The 15,850-nt window shown below is 60.3% G+C and carries 16 protein-coding genes; 3 read left to right on the plus strand and 13 right to left on the minus strand.

Annotation, left to right across the window (positions count from 1 at the left end; genetic code table 11):
* The 6 genes from Q0899_RS10300 to Q0899_RS10325 are packed head-to-tail and all read right to left on the minus strand — an operon-like array spanning position 1 to position 6,525.
* Positions 1–987: an aldose epimerase family protein gene (locus Q0899_RS10300; RefSeq protein WP_298293453.1), complete on the minus strand. Its 987-nt coding sequence runs from the start codon at positions 985–987 to the stop codon at positions 1–3.
* Complete coding sequence (locus tag Q0899_RS10305; protein WP_298361698.1) at positions 984–2,075, minus strand: Gfo/Idh/MocA family oxidoreductase; 1,092 nt, start codon at positions 2,073–2,075, stop codon at positions 984–986. The genes Q0899_RS10300 and Q0899_RS10305 overlap by 4 nt, the downstream gene beginning before the upstream one ends.
* Positions 2,072–3,424: a hypothetical protein gene (locus Q0899_RS10310; protein WP_299192653.1), complete on the minus strand. Its 1,353-nt coding sequence runs from the start codon at positions 3,422–3,424 to the stop codon at positions 2,072–2,074. Before Q0899_RS10310 ends, Q0899_RS10305 begins: the two co-directional genes overlap by 4 nt.
* On the minus strand, positions 3,424–4,449 hold the full coding sequence (locus tag Q0899_RS10315; RefSeq protein WP_298293459.1) for a tagatose 1,6-diphosphate aldolase: 1,026 nt from the start codon (positions 4,447–4,449) through the stop codon (positions 3,424–3,426). Before Q0899_RS10315 ends, Q0899_RS10310 begins: the two co-directional genes overlap by 1 nt.
* A gap of 1 nt (position 4,450) precedes the next feature.
* Complete coding sequence (locus Q0899_RS10320; protein ID WP_299192655.1) at positions 4,451–5,311, minus strand: PfkB family carbohydrate kinase; 861 nt, start codon at positions 5,309–5,311, stop codon at positions 4,451–4,453.
* Positions 5,311–6,525, minus strand: a complete 1,215-nt coding sequence (locus Q0899_RS10325) for a cytochrome c peroxidase (RefSeq protein ID WP_299192657.1) — start codon at positions 6,523–6,525, stop codon at positions 5,311–5,313. Before Q0899_RS10325 ends, Q0899_RS10320 begins: the two co-directional genes overlap by 1 nt.
* A 51-nt stretch (positions 6,526–6,576) precedes the next feature.
* On the opposite strand from Q0899_RS10325, the gene Q0899_RS10330 reads away from it, so the two are divergent.
* Positions 6,577–7,044, plus strand: a complete 468-nt coding sequence (locus Q0899_RS10330; RefSeq protein WP_298293465.1) for a tetratricopeptide repeat protein — start codon at positions 6,577–6,579, stop codon at positions 7,042–7,044.
* Positions 7,045–7,145: 101 nt separating this feature from the next.
* On the opposite strand, the gene dctP is transcribed toward Q0899_RS10330, so the two are convergent.
* The 7 genes from dctP to Q0899_RS10365 all read right to left on the minus strand — a co-directional run bounded on the left by dctP (position 7,146) and on the right by Q0899_RS10365 (position 13,400).
* Complete coding sequence (gene dctP, locus Q0899_RS10335) at positions 7,146–8,222, minus strand: TRAP transporter substrate-binding protein DctP (protein ID WP_298293468.1); 1,077 nt, start codon at positions 8,220–8,222, stop codon at positions 7,146–7,148.
* A 28-nt stretch (positions 8,223–8,250) separates the two neighbouring features.
* A complete protein-coding gene (locus Q0899_RS10340) occupies positions 8,251–9,537 on the minus strand; it encodes a TRAP transporter large permease (protein WP_298293470.1) in 1,287 nt (428 codons plus the stop codon).
* The gene (locus Q0899_RS10345) at positions 9,537–10,127 is read right to left on the minus strand and encodes a TRAP transporter small permease subunit (protein ID WP_299192661.1); all 591 of its coding nucleotides are present in this window, start codon (positions 10,125–10,127) and stop codon (positions 9,537–9,539) included. Before Q0899_RS10345 ends, Q0899_RS10340 begins: the two co-directional genes overlap by 1 nt.
* A 79-nt stretch (positions 10,128–10,206) precedes the next feature.
* The gene (locus tag Q0899_RS10350) at positions 10,207–10,968 is read right to left on the minus strand and encodes a DeoR/GlpR family DNA-binding transcription regulator (protein ID WP_298293474.1); all 762 of its coding nucleotides are present in this window, start codon (positions 10,966–10,968) and stop codon (positions 10,207–10,209) included.
* A gap of 195 nt (positions 10,969–11,163) precedes the next feature.
* Entirely contained in the window at positions 11,164–11,517 is a 354-nt protein-coding gene (locus tag Q0899_RS10355) for an MmcQ/YjbR family DNA-binding protein (protein ID WP_298293476.1), read from the minus strand.
* 3 nt (positions 11,518–11,520) lie between these two features.
* Complete coding sequence (gene ugpC, locus Q0899_RS10360; RefSeq protein ID WP_298293478.1) at positions 11,521–12,579, minus strand: sn-glycerol-3-phosphate ABC transporter ATP-binding protein UgpC; 1,059 nt, start codon at positions 12,577–12,579, stop codon at positions 11,521–11,523.
* A gap of 23 nt (positions 12,580–12,602) precedes the next feature.
* A complete protein-coding gene (locus Q0899_RS10365; RefSeq protein WP_298293480.1) occupies positions 12,603–13,400 on the minus strand; it encodes an IclR family transcriptional regulator in 798 nt (265 codons plus the stop codon).
* A 120-nt stretch (positions 13,401–13,520) separates the two neighbouring features.
* Here Q0899_RS10365 and Q0899_RS10370 point away from each other — a divergent pair, with 120 nt between their 5' ends.
* A complete protein-coding gene (locus Q0899_RS10370) occupies positions 13,521–14,780 on the plus strand; it encodes an ABC transporter substrate-binding protein (protein ID WP_298293481.1) in 1,260 nt (419 codons plus the stop codon).
* Between the two features lie 148 nt (positions 14,781–14,928).
* Positions 14,929–15,849 carry a carbohydrate ABC transporter permease gene (locus tag Q0899_RS10375; RefSeq protein WP_298293482.1) on the plus strand — a complete coding sequence of 307 codons (921 nt, stop codon included), beginning with the start codon at positions 14,929–14,931 and terminating at the stop codon, positions 15,847–15,849.
* The last annotated feature ends 1 nt before the right edge of the window (position 15,850 follow it).

The raw sequence follows: 15,850 nt of genomic DNA on the forward strand, positions 1-15,850 counted from the left end.
TCATCCTTTGGAAAACGCAAATTGCGTGTGTTGTTCATACACTTCGCCGGGGCGCAGCACCGCATTGGGGAAGGCCGGGTGGTTGACCGCGTCCGGCCAGACCTGAGGCTCCAACGCAACCCCTGCGTTCTTGCCGTAGCGCCGCCCACCAAGACCCGCAGGCCCGACATCTAACTTGAACCCGTCATAAACCTGCAGCCCCGTCTCGGTCGAGCGGATTTGCATCGAAACACCCGATTTTTGGGAAACAAGAGTCCCAATTTTCCGCAAATCGACACGTCCGTTCGAAAGGCACAGGTTGTGGTCGATGAAAACCTCATCCTTGATCGGCCGCATCAGTCGGAAATCGTATCGCGTGCCGTCGACGCGGCGGCTTTCACCGGTCGGGATAAAGCCGTCATTAACTACGGTCATATGCTCCGCATCCACCTGCATCAGGTGGTCATCGGTGGTCGCGCCGCCATCAAGGTTCCAATAGCTGTGATGGGCAAAGTTGCACAATGTCGGCGCATCCGTTTCCGCCGTAATCTGCACGTCAAAAACGCCCCCGGGCAGGCAAGCATAGGTGCAGCGCGCCACCATGTTGCCGGGGTAGCCCATCTCGCCATCGGCCAATGCGATGCTCAGGGTGATCCTGTCGGCTTCGACGGTTTCAACAGACCAGTTGCGTTTGCCAACCCCCTTGGCTCCACCATGCAGATGGTGTCGCTCCTGAAAGTTGCGGTCGACCTGAAAGGCCCTCCCATCAATGAAAAACTGCCCCTCCCCAATGCGGTTGGCACAACGCCCGGCAATGGCTCCGAAATAGGGGGAATCCGTCAAATAGGGCGCAAACTCTTCGAACCCCAACACCAGCGGCGCGTCATGGCCGTCTAGCCGCAGGTCTTGCAGGACAGCGCCATATGACAAGACATGCGCCGTAAGCCCGCCGCCTTCGATGGTGTGGCGCTCAACTGCGTCGCCGTCCGGCATTACGCCAAAACTCATGGGCCTTTCCCTCGCAAATCAATCGCCTGTCCCGAGCGCGCGGATTCCTCCGCCGCTTCACCGACCAACACGGACCAGTAGCCATCCATCAAGGACACCTCCGGTTCACCTTTACCTGTCCGAACGAGGTTGAGAAACTTCTCATGCTGGAAGAACGTGGACCCATGATGGTCCCCCGCCGCCAAAATATGCTCCGGCACATGCACGACCTCCCGCACCTCTTCTTTCAAGGCCCGCAATGACATCACAAACTCCGCCTCCCGCTCTTTGCCGTCGGGGGAGAACCGCGCAGGTCCCGGCACAAACGCCTCCACCCGCGCCTTTTCTCCAGTGACCGCGACGCTTTCCTGCCAGAACGAGCCTTCCGCAAACATGCACAAATCCAGCATGCCCCGCGCGCCATTCTCAAAATCCACCACAACATAAGCGTTGTCGATAATGTCGGGCATCTTGCCCATGTAGCGCTCGTCCCTGTGGTTCACATCGACCCCGCCCGAGGCATAGACACGCACTGGGTCAGACTTCAAAATCAACCGCATAAGGTCCCAGAAATGGCAGCATTTCTCTGTCAGAGTGCCGCCGGTGCGTGCGTTGAACCGGTTCCAATCGTCCACCTTGGGCAGAAACGGAAACCGGTGTTCCCGGATCGACATCATGCGTGGGGTGCCCACGGCACCCTGATCAACTGCCTGCATCAGCCGTTGCAACGGCGGCATGTAGCGGTATTCCATCGCCACCCAGACCGGGGCCAATCGCCCCTTGGACATGTTCAGCAGGTCCCGGCAATCCGCGCTTGTCGTCGCCAACGGCTTTTCGACCAGAATGGGCTTATCGGTCGCCAGCAGCTTCTGCATGATCCCCGCATGCGTATCATTTGGCGCGGCAATCAGCACAACGTCGCAGGCATCCGCCGCCAGCATCTCCTCCATCGTGGCATATCCGGCCCCGCCAGAGCTTTGCATGGACTGCGCCCGCATTTCGTCGTTTGGCTCTGCAATGGCCGATACTTTCGCACCTTCAAGCAGCGCGATGTTGCGGATATGCTCTTGGCCCATCATGCCAGAGCCGATGATCCCGTATCTAATCACGCGCCCAACTCCACGACATTCAGTCCCATTCCGGCCGCGATCCCGCGCAACGCGTTGCGGTGGTCGCCATAGGCAATCGCCATGTGATGCTCCAACCCGCAATCCATTACGTCGCGCAGTGTTTTCTGCGCAGCATGGTCAAATCTCACCACACCGGAGGTTCCCGTGAACGCCATTTCGCTGCGCAGCATTTCTCCGCCCGCTATGATCACTTTCGGCTCACCATAGGCCTGCGACAGGCGGAAAAACGTCACCCGTCCCGGCTTCAAAGTGAACTCGTAAAGCAAAGCCTGTTTGCGGTTGGTATGCACCGTAGCCATCGGTTCATCATCCGTCATGGACAGCGGCGCCTGCCCGCAATGCCAAACCACGCCGGTGTTGTCGTTTACGTCCATATCTACGAGATCGGCCAAGAAAACAGGGCTATCCGCCACTTTTTGCAAGATCGCCTGCGTCACCGCACCGTAGACATCGGCCTCGCACGCGCACGGCACCCGCGCTTCGCCCATCATGGACACCGGCCCGCAGACGGCCCCGCCATATTCGGTAAACGTCTCCGGCCAGCAGCGGATTGCGAAGGCGTCATAACCGTTTTCGCTGCGCAGCATTTCCAACGCGCCTGCCAGCTTTAGGGAGCGGTCCAGCTCTCCCGCATCCATCTCCTTCAGGTTCGGCACATCCGCCACTTTCGCGCGGTAAGGCGCAACCGCAGCATCGTCGAGGCCGCGTGCCGCGTCGAACATGTCCTCCAGCGCCAATTCATCGACCGTGGCCCCCGTCAGCACCTTCAGCTCCGCCTTGTCGTAGGCACAGGTGTCAAATCCCACGGGATGCGCCCCAATGCGCGCGATCTTCAAATCCGGCACCGGCATATCAGATGCCGCAACACCAGCTGCCGCCCCGTCAATCCGAGACACCGCATAGTCGCCAGCCAACAACCCCGCCAAATCCGCCTCACCCGGATCGGCGTATAGCCAGCCAAACCCAACCCCGTTGCGCCCCAAGGCGTGGCCCGCAAGGTTCAACCCGCAAAACGCGTTCAAACGCAGTCGCCCGCCCAACCGAGGCTCCGGCACCGCCCAAATCGCCAGCGGCACACCCAGCTTTGACGCCTCCACCACGAACGCCGCGTCGGTAAATGTCACCTGCAACACCAACACCAGATCAGCCGACGCAACACTCGATAATGCCTCCGGCGACCCCTCCATCAGCAGAGCGCGCGGCCCGATGACCTCGTGGCCCTGTTCCGAAGCAAGCACATCAATATCCGCCAGCATCCCAGCCAGTTTCTCTTCCGCATAGGGTACGTCGAATGTGGGCCGCCCCAGCGGCAATATCCCGATCTTCATCAGAGGCCCTCATACCCATGCCTAAACGACGCGTCCGCAGGCGCAAATTGCGCACCACCTGCGCCCCAACACACGTGCTGATCCCACGCCACAGCCTTCGCATCCGCCAAAGCCGAAATCTCCGCCATATAGGCCGCGCTTTCGCCTTCCAGGCCTGCGCGCACCGCGTCCCAATCGGGGAACGCCTGAAACGCGTCCAGCCAAATCGCGCGCCCTGCCAGGAAGCCCGAGGCTCCGGCGGCAAAGGCGTGCTCCAAAATCTGCTTGAACTCAGGCTTGCCTGCTCCTGCCGACAACATCACCCAAGGCCGCGCCGCGATACGCCCCATCTCGTCAAACAGCGCCTGAACGCCTTCGGTGGCCGCCACATCCTTGGCAGGCACCGGGCTTTCCAGCTTGAACACGTCCACGCCGTAGTCGGCATGCGCAAATTCCTCGACGGAGCGCAAAACATCATCCGCCCGCTTGGTGTTCATCTCCACATATTCGCTGGTCTGTTCGCTATCGCTGTCAATCGGATGCACCAGCAGTTCAAACAGGAACGGGATGTCGTATTTGGCGCAGGCCTCCCCAATCCGCTTGGTCCAGTCCTTCTGGTGCTGGTTCACGGCGTCGGACGCGTCAGGCCGGTACCACGCCAGCACCTTCACCGCGTCGCCGCCCATGCGCTTGATCTTGCCCACGTCCCAGTCGTCGATCATAGAGGACCGCCGCCCCATGCCGGTTTCTTCAAACAGCGAGTCCTCCAGCGTCACGATCAGCCCTTTGGTGGGTGACAGGTGCTTCAGCCCCACCGGGATGGCGTAATGCGGGTCCAGCAGCATGGCGCTTGATCCGCCTTGCAGCGTCTCCACCAGCATCGCCTTGAACCGCGCCACGTCGTCGTAAGGCGCGTCCGCAGCACCGTAATGCGCGGCAATCGGGCCTTTGATCGGCGGGCGCTGATCGACCGCCGTCATCTTGAACACCCCGTTCGCGTCGGCCATGCGCCGCATGCCCCATAGTTTGCCTGCTGTCAGCTGCATCTCATGCTCTCTCTTTCAGAAACTGTTCCACCTCGGCCCGGGAGGGCGCGGCTTTGCGCCCCCCAAAGCCCGTGCATTTCAAAGCGGCCGCCGCATGGGCAAACCGCATCGCATCCATCTCGCCCGCGCCCTCGCCCAGCCGCAGGGCAAACGCCCCGTGCCAGATGTCGCCCGCGCCGAGCGTGTCTTTCACATCCACCTTGAAACCCGGCATCACCCCGCCCGGGTGCAACACGCCATCCGCGCCCAGGGTCACCGCGCACCAGCCCGGCAGGTCCAGCGCGGCGTAGGCGGCGTGCACGTCGTCCATACCGGTAAAATCCATCAAGCCCTGTTCGGAAAACACCACATGGCTGGCCGCTGCCGCCAGTTCCACCGGCACCGGGGCCTCCCCGTCCAACACTGCCGGTATCCCCAGCGCGCGGCCCAACTCGATCACCTGACGCGTGGCTTCTGGCCAACGGGTGTCTGCCAGAACGGCGTCGGCGCTCAGCTCGGACAACTCGGGGTCCTGCGCCAACCCGGCGCCACGAAAGGCCATGATTTGCCGTTCGCCGGCCTCGTCAACATAGACGGACGACATGGCCGACCGCGCGCCGTTGGTGATGACACAGGCGGATGTGTCTACATTTTCTGACAAAATATCCCCAAGAACGATCTCAGATACTTCATCTTTGCCGAATCTTGCTAATAATTGGGACTTTCCGCCCAGTCGGGCGATGCCCACTGCGGCGTTTGCCGCACATCCGCCCCCAACTATATCCACAGCCCTCGCCGCGTATTTTTCGGCCCGCTGGGGCAAAACATCGACCTGGTAGACAAAATCCAACGCGGCGGAGCCCGCAACCATGACGCGCGCCATCAATCCACCCTCAACCCGCTGGGGACGCTTTTGGGTTTGCCCAAACGCCCGTAAATGGATTTCTTGCCGGTCAGCGCACCCATGAAGGCCACAAGATCCATGATCTCATCGTCACTCAAATGTTGCGGCTCCAAATCAAGCGACGCTCTGACCCGCGCCATCTCCCGGCTGTCTTCGTGAATAATGAAGTCGGCCTGCTGCAGCCAGGGCACTGACGGCAGCTGCGCCATCTCCGGCCTCCATTCATCCAGCCCGGTCAAAGGGTCCAGATGGTGCCGGATGATCCCCTCCAACGTCGCATAAGCGCCATTATGGCCATACGGCCCCGTCACCGCGACGTTGCGCAATGACGGCGTGCGGAAGCGGTAAGCGTCCTCCAACGCGTCGCTTTCCGCCATCCGCCCCACATCGCGCGGCATCGGGTCAAACCGGCGGGTGCGGCCCGGACCAAAGGGTGGCAGCCCGATGGCATGGAAGTCCTGATCGGTAAAGAGCGGCCCGCTATGGCAATCCGCGCAGCCCGCGTCGCCAAAAAACAAGTCATGCCCCCGCATCTGCGCGGCATCCATGGATCCAACGTCATAGGCGCTATCAAAGGACCGCCACTCCGCGTCCATAAACGCACCCAGCGCGTTGCCTATGTCCGCGATGGAGATCTCCTCCACGCCCACCTCCGCAAACATCTCGCGGTATTCATCGATGATGCGCACGCGCTTGGCCAAGATAGGCCAGGCCATATCAATGCGGTCATGAATGGCCCCGGCCACCTCATTTTCCTTGGGGTTGCCCGCCATTTCGAACTGCGAAGTCATCGGGAACAGCGCCTGCGTCGCGAGCAATGTTTCAAGCCCGTCGGGCAAGAACTCCTCAGCCGGGGAATTCACGCCATTGCCGTAATCCGGTGACGCGCCCAGCCGCCCGTCGTGGAAGAAGACCTCCAGCGCGCCCACGTTAAACAGGGCCTGCGCATTGCGTGGGATGCGCTTCTTGATCTGGTTCGGCCCGTCTTGGGCCACGCGTTTCGGCCCCACTCCAACGCCGCCCTCGCCAATTCCGAGGCTCACACCATCGGCGGAAAACGTATCGTGGTTATGGCACGTCCCGCAGGAAATGTTGCGGTTCCCAGACAGGATTGGATCGTAAAACAGCAGCTGACCTATCGCGGCCAGGTCCTCGTCAATCGGGTCAAACATCCCCGCGGGCGCATCAGACATTGCAGGCCCCGCCAAGCCCAGCCAAACTGCCCCCAACAAACGGAGACCGACATGCGCTTTCTTGCCATCCTCGCCCTGATGACCCTTCCGGCTGCCGCCGATATCGAAAAAGCCCGCGACCTTATGGAGGCCAACAAATTCGAAGAGGCGCGGGAGGCCCTTTGGCCTGCGGCCCGGTCCGGCAACGCCGACGCGGAGGAGCTGATCGGCGTCATGTACGCGCTTGGCCTTGGCGTCGAAAAGGACCCGGTTCGGGCGTTTGAATGGTATTTGCGCAGCTCGATGAAGGGTCATCCCGGCGCGCAATCCGGCATTGGATGGTACTACGAGGAAGGCATCGGCATGCCCGCCCCGGACCTTGTCCGCGCCTACATGTGGTACGCGCTTAGCGCCATCGGCGGTGACCCCGACGCGGCTATCTCCCAGGAGGAGGTGGTCAAGAAGATGACCCAAGAGCAGATTGATCATGCGCATGAGCTGATCGCCGATTACAAAGTTTGGATGTATCCGTTCCGTTGAGCGCCGCCGCCATTTTCTCATCGAGAAAATGAACCCAAAGTCTCCTCGAGACTTTGGCGCCCGAAAAGGCGCAGCGGCCCGAAAGCCGCTACGCCGAGGTCTTACTTCAGATCAGCGTCACGCGCGGCATTCACCGCTGCTTCCGCCTCGGCCACAGCCGCCGTCAGCGCGTCAAACGCCGCGCCGCCACCGTCAACATTGGATTTGAACCAGTCATAGACCGGGGCCGCCGCGTCTTTGAAGGCCGCTTTCTGCTCCGGTGTTGGCACATAAAGGTCGCCGCCAGCCGCGACGAAATCCTCGTAGGCCTGGATCGACTTGCGCTTCGGCGAGGCAAACGTGGCCTGCTGCAGCTGGTAGAACCCGTCCACAACAACGCGCTTCAGCCCGTCATCCATCGACTGGAACTTTTCGTTGTTCATGAACCACAGCGCGCCCATGTATGCGTGGCCATCCAAGGTCACGTATTTCAGGCCCGCATCAGGGAACTTCATGTTCATGATGTCCGTGATGCCGTTCTTTGATCCTTCCACAACGCCCGTCTGGAACGAGGTGAACAGCTCAGGCCATGGGATCGGGGTGGGCGACGCGCCAAGCGCTTTCACCAGCTCTTGCGGCAGGTCAGCCACAACAGTCCGGATCTTCAGCCCGTCCATGTCACCCGGCTCCGCCACGCGGCGCTTGGTGTTGGCAAAGTTGCGCCAGCCGCCCGTGTTGCCGATGGTCATCAGGCGGATGCTGTCGCCGGACGCTTCCTTGACCATGTCCTGCATGGTGGTGGTGAAGCCCGACCCGTTGGCCAAGGCGGCCTCCGCAATCCGGTCATCTGCCATCAGGTAAGGCAGGTCCAGAACCTGGATGAACGGGAAGATCCCCGACACCCCGCCCGAGGTGGACACATAGACGTCGATCGTGCCGTCGCCCACGCCCTGCAGGCACTCTGCGCCGTTGCCGCACAGCTGCGTGCCGATGAACAGCTCAACCGTGATCGCACCGTTGGATGCCGCCTCCACGTAGTTCTTGAACACGACCAGGCCGTCATAATCCTCGTCATTCTCGTTCGAGTTCGCGGTCGCGCGGATGGTCATCGCATGACCGTCCGCCCAGGCCGCAACGCTGGTGCCGGCCATCAAGGCCGCAAGGCCCAACGCCTTCAATGTGTTTCCAAGTTTCATCATAATCCTCCCATTGGATCTTTTTGGTTATTTACAGAAAGCCGAACAGCCCCGGCACGAATAGCGAGATCGCAGGCACGTAGGTTATCAAGAATATCACCGCAATTTCGACGGCGAGGAAAGGCAAAATCGCTTTGGCAATCGCCTCAACCCGTTCGCCGCTGACCGATGAAGCCACAAACAGCACCAGCCCCATCGGCGGCGTCGCCAGCCCCACGGTCAGGTTGACGCTCATGATTATGGCGAAATGCACCGGGTCCACGCCCAGCGAGGTGAAGATCGGTGCCAGGATTGGCCCCAGAATGATGATCGCCGGGCCCGCGTCCAGGAACATGCCGACGATGAACAGCAGCAGGTTGATCAGAAACAGCAGGATCAGCGGGTTGGATGACAGCGACAGGATGTAAGCGGCCAGCGTCTCCGGCGCGTGGCTCAGCGACACAACCGTCTTGAACGCCATGGCCGCGCCCACCAGCAGCAATACCACCGACGAGGTCAGCGCCGCCTTGATCAGCACATCCGGCAGGTCCTTCAGCGACATCTCCTTCAGCACGAAGATTGAAATGATGAACGCGTAGAACACCGCCACGGCTGCGGCCTCGGTGGGCGTGAACACACCCCCCAAAATGCCGCCCAAAATGATCACCGGCGTCAGCAGCGGGAAAAAGGCCTTGATCGAGGCCTGACCTTTTTCAGACCACGTCGCCCGCTCCCGCGATTTGGGGAAGTCGGCGGAATTGGCCATGTAGGACGTCATCGCCATCAACCCTGCGCCCACCAAAACCCCCGGCACGATGCCCGCCAAAAACAGCGCGGCCACGCTTTCGCCCATCACATAGGCGTAGATAATCATGATGCCGGATGGCGGGATAATCGGACCAATCACGGAAGACGCCGCGGTGATCGCCGCCGCAAACCGCCGCGTGTAGCCTTCTTTCTCCATCGCCGGGATCAGCATCGACCCCAGCGCGGAAGTGTCCGCCACGGCAGACCCCGAAAGCCCGGCAAACAGCATGGACGACAGAATGTTCACTTGCGCCAAACCGCCCTTCAAATGCCCCACGCAGGCCTGCGAAAACTCAACCAGCCGCATCGTGATGCCGCCCCGGTTCATCATCTCGCCCGCCAGCATGAAGAACGGGATCGCCATCAATGGAAACGAGTCCATCCCGTTATAGACGTTGCGGTAAAGCAGCGTGATGTCCTTTTCCTGCCCGTTCGCCCACAGCAAAAGCCCGGGCGCCGCAACAAGGCCAAAGAACACCGGCAGGCCGATGCACAGGAACAACAAGAACAGGGGCAGGAACCAGACAAGCATCAGTCAGCTCCCAACGTGGCGGCTTCGGGGATGATGGGCAGATCGTGCTCCCGGCCCATCATGATCGCGATTTGGCGCAGGATCATCTCGACCGTCACGGAGGTCATCAACGTGACCCCAACCAGCAAGGAGGCCATCATCCACGACCGTGGCACCCGGAACCATTCCGTGAAGGAGACATTCGTTGGCAGCCAAAGCGCCGCCGTTTTGAACCTGCCGCCAAAGCCCGTCACCTCGCCCCAGCCGATTTTCACGGCCGTCACCAGCACCAGCAGGGCGATGATCAGCAGGAACATGTTCAGCAACGACGCCACGACGCGCGGCAACATCAGCACCAGCATGTCAATCGCCACAAATCCGCCGCGCCGGTACGCGGTCGGCGCAACCAAGCCGGTCATCCACAACATCATGAAGCGCGCGGCCTCATCCGGCCACGGCAATGCGTTGTTCAAAACATAGCGGAAAAACACCTGCAGCAGGATCGCAAAGACCATCAGCCCGATCAACACAACGGAAACCTGCCTGCCAACCGCAAGCAACGCGCTGTTGATAAGCGCCAGCAATCGAGCTGCTCCAAGTATCGGTGCCATGATCCTCCCAAACGCGCGCTACTGAACGCGCGTTACTTTCGATTAGTGTTAAATCGAAACTCTGAGTCAAGACACAATTTCATCGATCCGAGAGAACCAGCTCAACCTCATGCTTCTTGCACAGCGGCCCCACCCAAGGATCAAACACCCCATCAGTGACGACAGTATGCACATCCGCCAGATGCCCCAGCTTCACTGGGGCGGCCCTGCCGAACTTGCCTGCATCAATCGCCAATATCACATGGCGCGCATGGGCCATCATTGCGCGGCAAATCTGAACCTCGGCCAGATCGTAATCCAGCAACGTGCCATCTTCGGCCAGGGCCGCCGCTCCGATCACCGCATAATCCACTCGAAACTGACGGATGTAATCCACCGCTTCCGCTCCAAGAATTGCCCCATCCACGCGGCGCACAACACCGCCCGGCACAATCACCTCAAGCCCAGGAAAAACACGCATTTCAGCCGCCAGATCAACGTTGTCCGTCACCACGCGCAGCTGGCTGTGCCCTGACAGCATCCGCGCCACTTGCGCTGTTGTGGTTCCTGCATTCAAGAACACGGCGCAGGTCTGCGGGATCCGGCCCGCAACAGCCGCCCCGATGGACTGTTTGGCATAGATCGCGTCGCCTGCCCGCTCCGCCGGCGCCGTATACTCCACCCCGCCAACCACGGTCGCGCCGCCATGAAAGCGCACCACGTGATGCAGCTCCGCCAGAACCTGAAGATCCTTGCGGATGGTCTGGGGCGAGGTCGCAAATTGCTCCGCCAATTCCTCAACGCGCACCCGCGATTGAGCCTCAATCAAATTCAGAATTTTTCTTTGTCGCTGGCTGAGCATATCTCCCCCCTCTACAGTCAACCACATAAACGAAAGAAACGAAAGCGGCATCATCACCGCTCTTTCGTTTCCATTTGGTTGAAAATACTCCGGGGTGTGGGGCAGAGCCCCACCAAAGGGGTTTGGGGCAGCGCCCCAAGTCTGCGCGACAGCGCAAAAACATCATGCGCGGCGTAAGCCGCTCCATTCAACGGATCAAATCCCCAATTCGGCCCGCTTCTTCTTGGTCAGGCCCGCCGCGACCAGATCATAGGAGGCGGTCAAATGGTTGCGCAGCTCTGCGTCCCCCAACCCAGGATCCGCATAATCCTGTATCCACTTCATCCCGCGCGAGGCCAGATAGGGCGCCGGTCGCAACCCGGGCATCTCAGGCAATATCTCGAACGCCATGTCTGAGACCTTAAAGGTGAACGCGTCGCGATCGTCGGCCCAACCGCCAATGGCGAAAACCTTGCCGCCAATCTTCCAGACATCCGCATTGCCCCACTGCACCACATGGGAGGTGGGGCCAATGTCTTTGCAAAACGCGTTAAACTCGTCTCGGGTCATGCCTTAACGAATACGCGCTTCGCTTGCCCCGTCAAACACCATCGCCCGTGGCAGGTCCAAAGTCAGCCCGACACGCGTGCCTTCCTCAGACCGATCGTCCCCGCGCTCTTCCACGATGATCTTCTCTCCCGTGTCGCTCATCAGGTAGGCGTAGGATACGCCGCCCAAAGCCTCCGTCAGCTCAACGGAATGGGTGTCGCCCGCCGGATCAATCACCAGATGCTCGGGCCGCAGGCCAATGGACACGGCCGTCCCGTCCGCAGGCAAGGACACGTCCACCGCGCAATCCTGACGCAGCGCAGGCACGTTGACCTTGCCGCCTTTCACGGTCCCCTCAAGGAAGTTCATCGCAGGGGACCCGATAAAGCCTGCCACAAACTTGTTGTCCGGGTTGCGGTACAGCTCCAGCGGTGCGCCGACTTGCTCGATCCGGCCCGCCCGCAGCACCACGATCTTGTCGGCGAGCGTCATCGCCTCCACCTGGTCGTGGGTCACGTAAATCATCGTCGCGCCGATTTCCTTGTGCAGGCGCGCGATCTCTACCCGCATCTCCACACGCAGCTCGGCATCCAGGTTGGACAGCGGCTCGTCAAACAGAAACACCTCAGGCCCACGAACAATGGCCCGCCCAATCGACACACGCTGACGCTGCCCGCCCGACAAAGCGGCGGGTTTGCGCGCCAGATACTCTTCCAGCTTCAGAATGCGCGTGGCCTCCGCCACCTTCTCTTCGATCACCGCCTTGGGATGCCCGTTCATCTTCAGGCCGAACCCCATATTCTCCTTCACCGTCATATGCGGGTACAAAGCGTAGGTCTGGAACACCATGGCTACTCCGCGCTCGGACGGGTCCATGCGGGTCACGTCCCGTTCGCCAATGGAAACCGACCCTTCCGTGATCTCCTCCAGCCCCGCGATCATCCGCAGCAAGGTGGATTTGCCGCAGCCCGACGGGCCTACGAAAACGCAGAACTCGCCGTCGCCAATGTCAAGGTCAACGCCATGCATCACCTGCACATCGCCGTAGCGCTTAATCACGTTTCTGATGGTCAAACCTGACATGGGTCTTCTCCCTTTCTGGGGCTCTAGGCGTGTTCTTCAATCTGGTCGGGGAAGCGCCAGCTTTCGGCGTCTTCGGCGATGCGTCCAACGGTGGTCTTCATATGCGGCACCAAGGCGGCCAAACTCTCCAAGGAATGGCGCGCGGTGGTCGAGGTAACGGACAGACCGCCCAGCACCCGCCCCGACTGCGTCAGGATCGGCAAGGCCACACAGATAATCCCGGGCTCATGCTCTTCGTTGTCATATGCAAACCCACGGCTGCAAATAATGTCCAGCTCCGCCCGCAAGGCGCGGCGCGAGGTCAGGGTGTTGTCGGTAAACTTGTGGTAGCTCTGCTGTTCAATAATCCGGGTCTGCGCGTCGATCCGGCTCCAGGCCAGCATCGCTTTGCCAACGCCGGTGCAATATACGGGGCCAACCTTACCGGCTTGGCTATACATCTCCACCGGCACGGCGGCGTTGCGCTTGTCCACATATAAAACCTGCGCGTGGTCCAACTGCGCCAAATGCACCGTCTCGCCAATTTTCAACGACAAGGCGTCCAGGTAAGGCCGCGCCACGGGGGCAATGGATGCGGTCTGCCACGCCTGATGGGCAAGCCGCACCAGCCGCACGCCAAGCGTGTAAACGCCGCGCTCCGCCTCGAATGACACCATCCCCTGCTGCACCAATGTCTGCAGAAGCCGGTACAGAGTCGCCTTCGGGTAGTCGCTTGATTCGAGCAGTTCCGAGAAGCGCACCGGGCGGCCAAACGCGGCAACTTGGTCCAGCACATTCAATGCTTTACCTACGGTACCAGCCTCATTCGGGCGCTCAGTCATCAGTCCTCCCACGGCCACTCCTCCCCGAGTTGCCTGTTGACAACCCTAGCCGAGTCGCGGTTAAGTTTTCAATATGCAAAACTAAGTTTCACTATTTGGAACTTACCTAGGGAGGAAAACATGCATAACTTTTTGAAAGCGTCCACCGCGGCGCTTGCGTTGGCCGTTGCGGCGACCGGTGCAAATGCAGATGGCCACGCGCTGTCTGGTGACCTCGTCATCTTCTCGGACATGTCCAACCCTGCGCCGCGCGCAGTGATGGAAGGCATGGTCGAACGATTCGGTGCAGAGCACCCCGACCTGAACATCGAGCTGACGATCATCGATCGCGAAGCTTACAAAACCCAGATCCGCAACTTCCTGACGGCAAACACGCCTGACGTTGCCAACTGGTACGCCGCCAACCGTATGAAGCCTTACGTGGATGCGGGCCTCTTCGAAGACATCTCCGACGTTTGGGAAGGCACTCTGTCTGAAGAGCTGGCCTCGACCAAAGGCGCGATGACGCTCGACGGCAAGCAGTGGGGCGTGCCCTATACGTACTACCAGTGGGGTGTTTACTACCGCAAAGACATCTATGAAGAGCTGGGCCTGAAAGAGCCAACCTCTTGGGCAGAAGAGAAAGCCAACTGTCAGGCGATCCTCGATTCCGGCAAGAAATGCTACACCATCGGCACCAAGTTCCTTTGGACTGCCGGCGGCTGGTTCGACTACCTGAACATGCGCACCAACGGCTACGACTTCCACGCCTCCCTCTTGGGCGGCAACGAGAAGTGGGACAGCCCAGAGGTCCGCGCGACTTTCGCAAACTGGAAAGAGCTGCTGGATATGGGTGCGTTTATCGACAACCACACCTCCTACAGCTGGCAGGAATCGCTGCCCTTTATCGTATCGGGTGAAGCCGCTGCGATCCTGAAAGGCAACTTCGCGGTGCCACCACTGCGCGAAGCAGGTCTGGACGACAGCAAGCTCGACTTCTACCAGTTCCCTGCGATCACCGACGGTATCGCAATGGCGGAAGACGCGCCAACCGACACGTTCCACATCCCATCGGGTGCCTCGAACAAAGACGCGGCCAAAGCGTTCCTGAAGTTCGTTGTGTCGGCTGAGAACCAAACACTGATCAACGCGGGCGACGCGCTGGGTCAGCTTCCGGTGAACTCCAAATCCTCCGTGGATGACGACAAGTTCCTGCTGGAAGGCTTTGAAATGCTCTCCTCCAACAGCCCAGGCGGCGTGGCACAGTTCTTCGACCGTGACGCACCAGCTGAAATGGCGAAAGTCGGCATGGAAGGCCTGCAAGAGTTCATGGTCAAGCCAGACAACCTAGACAAGATCCTGGCCCGTTTGGACAAAGCCGCAGAGCGTATCTACAAATAAGCGCTTCGCTTTAAACATACCGGTAGGGCGGGGTTAACCCCGCCTTACCACCCCTCTCCGACAGCTCATCTGCAAGTGCCCGTCCGGCCTTTTCACATGCGCTGAAGAACGCAGCAGACCACAGACTAATCCCGTGGGAGGATCCGTCATGGCAGACGCAACAGTCTCAACCGGCACCAGCCAACGCAGCTGGTACAAGCGAAACGAGATCGCAGTCACCCCGTGGCTCTTCCTGATCCCCGGCATCATCTTCTTCATGGTCTATGTGATCATCCCGATCTTCCAGTCCTTCTACTATTCCACCCTCGCCTGGGACGGCCTCGGCGAAGCGCAAAATGTGGGCCTGTCCAACTATGCCGAGCTGTGGGACGACGACGCCTTCTATACGTCGCTGAAAAACAACTTCATCTGGTTGGCGCTCTACCTTCTGGCCATTCCCGCAGGCCTGTTCATCGCGCTTCTGTTGAACCAGACCGTCTGGGGCATCCGGCTTTATAAGTCGCTGTTCTTCTTCCCCTTCGTGATCTCTCAGGTGGTTGTGGGCCTTGTCTTCGGCTGGTTCTACGATCCGACCTTTGGCCTCTTTAACATAGCACTTGGCTGGGTCGGCCTCGGCCCGATCAACGTGCTGGGCGACGAGGCGTATGTGACCTACGGCATCATCGCCGCGGGCCTCTGGCCGCAAACGGCCTATTGCATGATCCTCTACCTCACTGGCCTCAACGCCGTGGACCCCGAACAGATCGAGGCTGCGCGTCTCGACGGCGCCAAGCGCCTCAAGATGCTCTGGTACGTGGTCGTCCCGCAGCTGAAACCCGCCACCTTCATTGCCTTCGTGGTGACCATCATCGGCGCGCTGCGTTCCTTCGATCTGATCTCGATCATGACCAATGGTGGGCCGTTCGGCTCCAGCCGGGTGCTCTCCTTCTACATGTTCGAGGTGGCGCTTTCGGAATACGGGTTCCGCATGGGCTACGGCGCCGCCGTCGCCGTGGTGCTGTTCCTGATCATGCTCGTCTTCATCACCTACTTCCTCTACTCGATGTATAACGAAGAGAAGGGACGCTAAG

It is taken from the genome of uncultured Litoreibacter sp., from assembly GCF_947501785.1.
In the GTDB taxonomy this organism is placed as follows: Bacteria; Pseudomonadota; Alphaproteobacteria; order Rhodobacterales; family Rhodobacteraceae; genus Litoreibacter.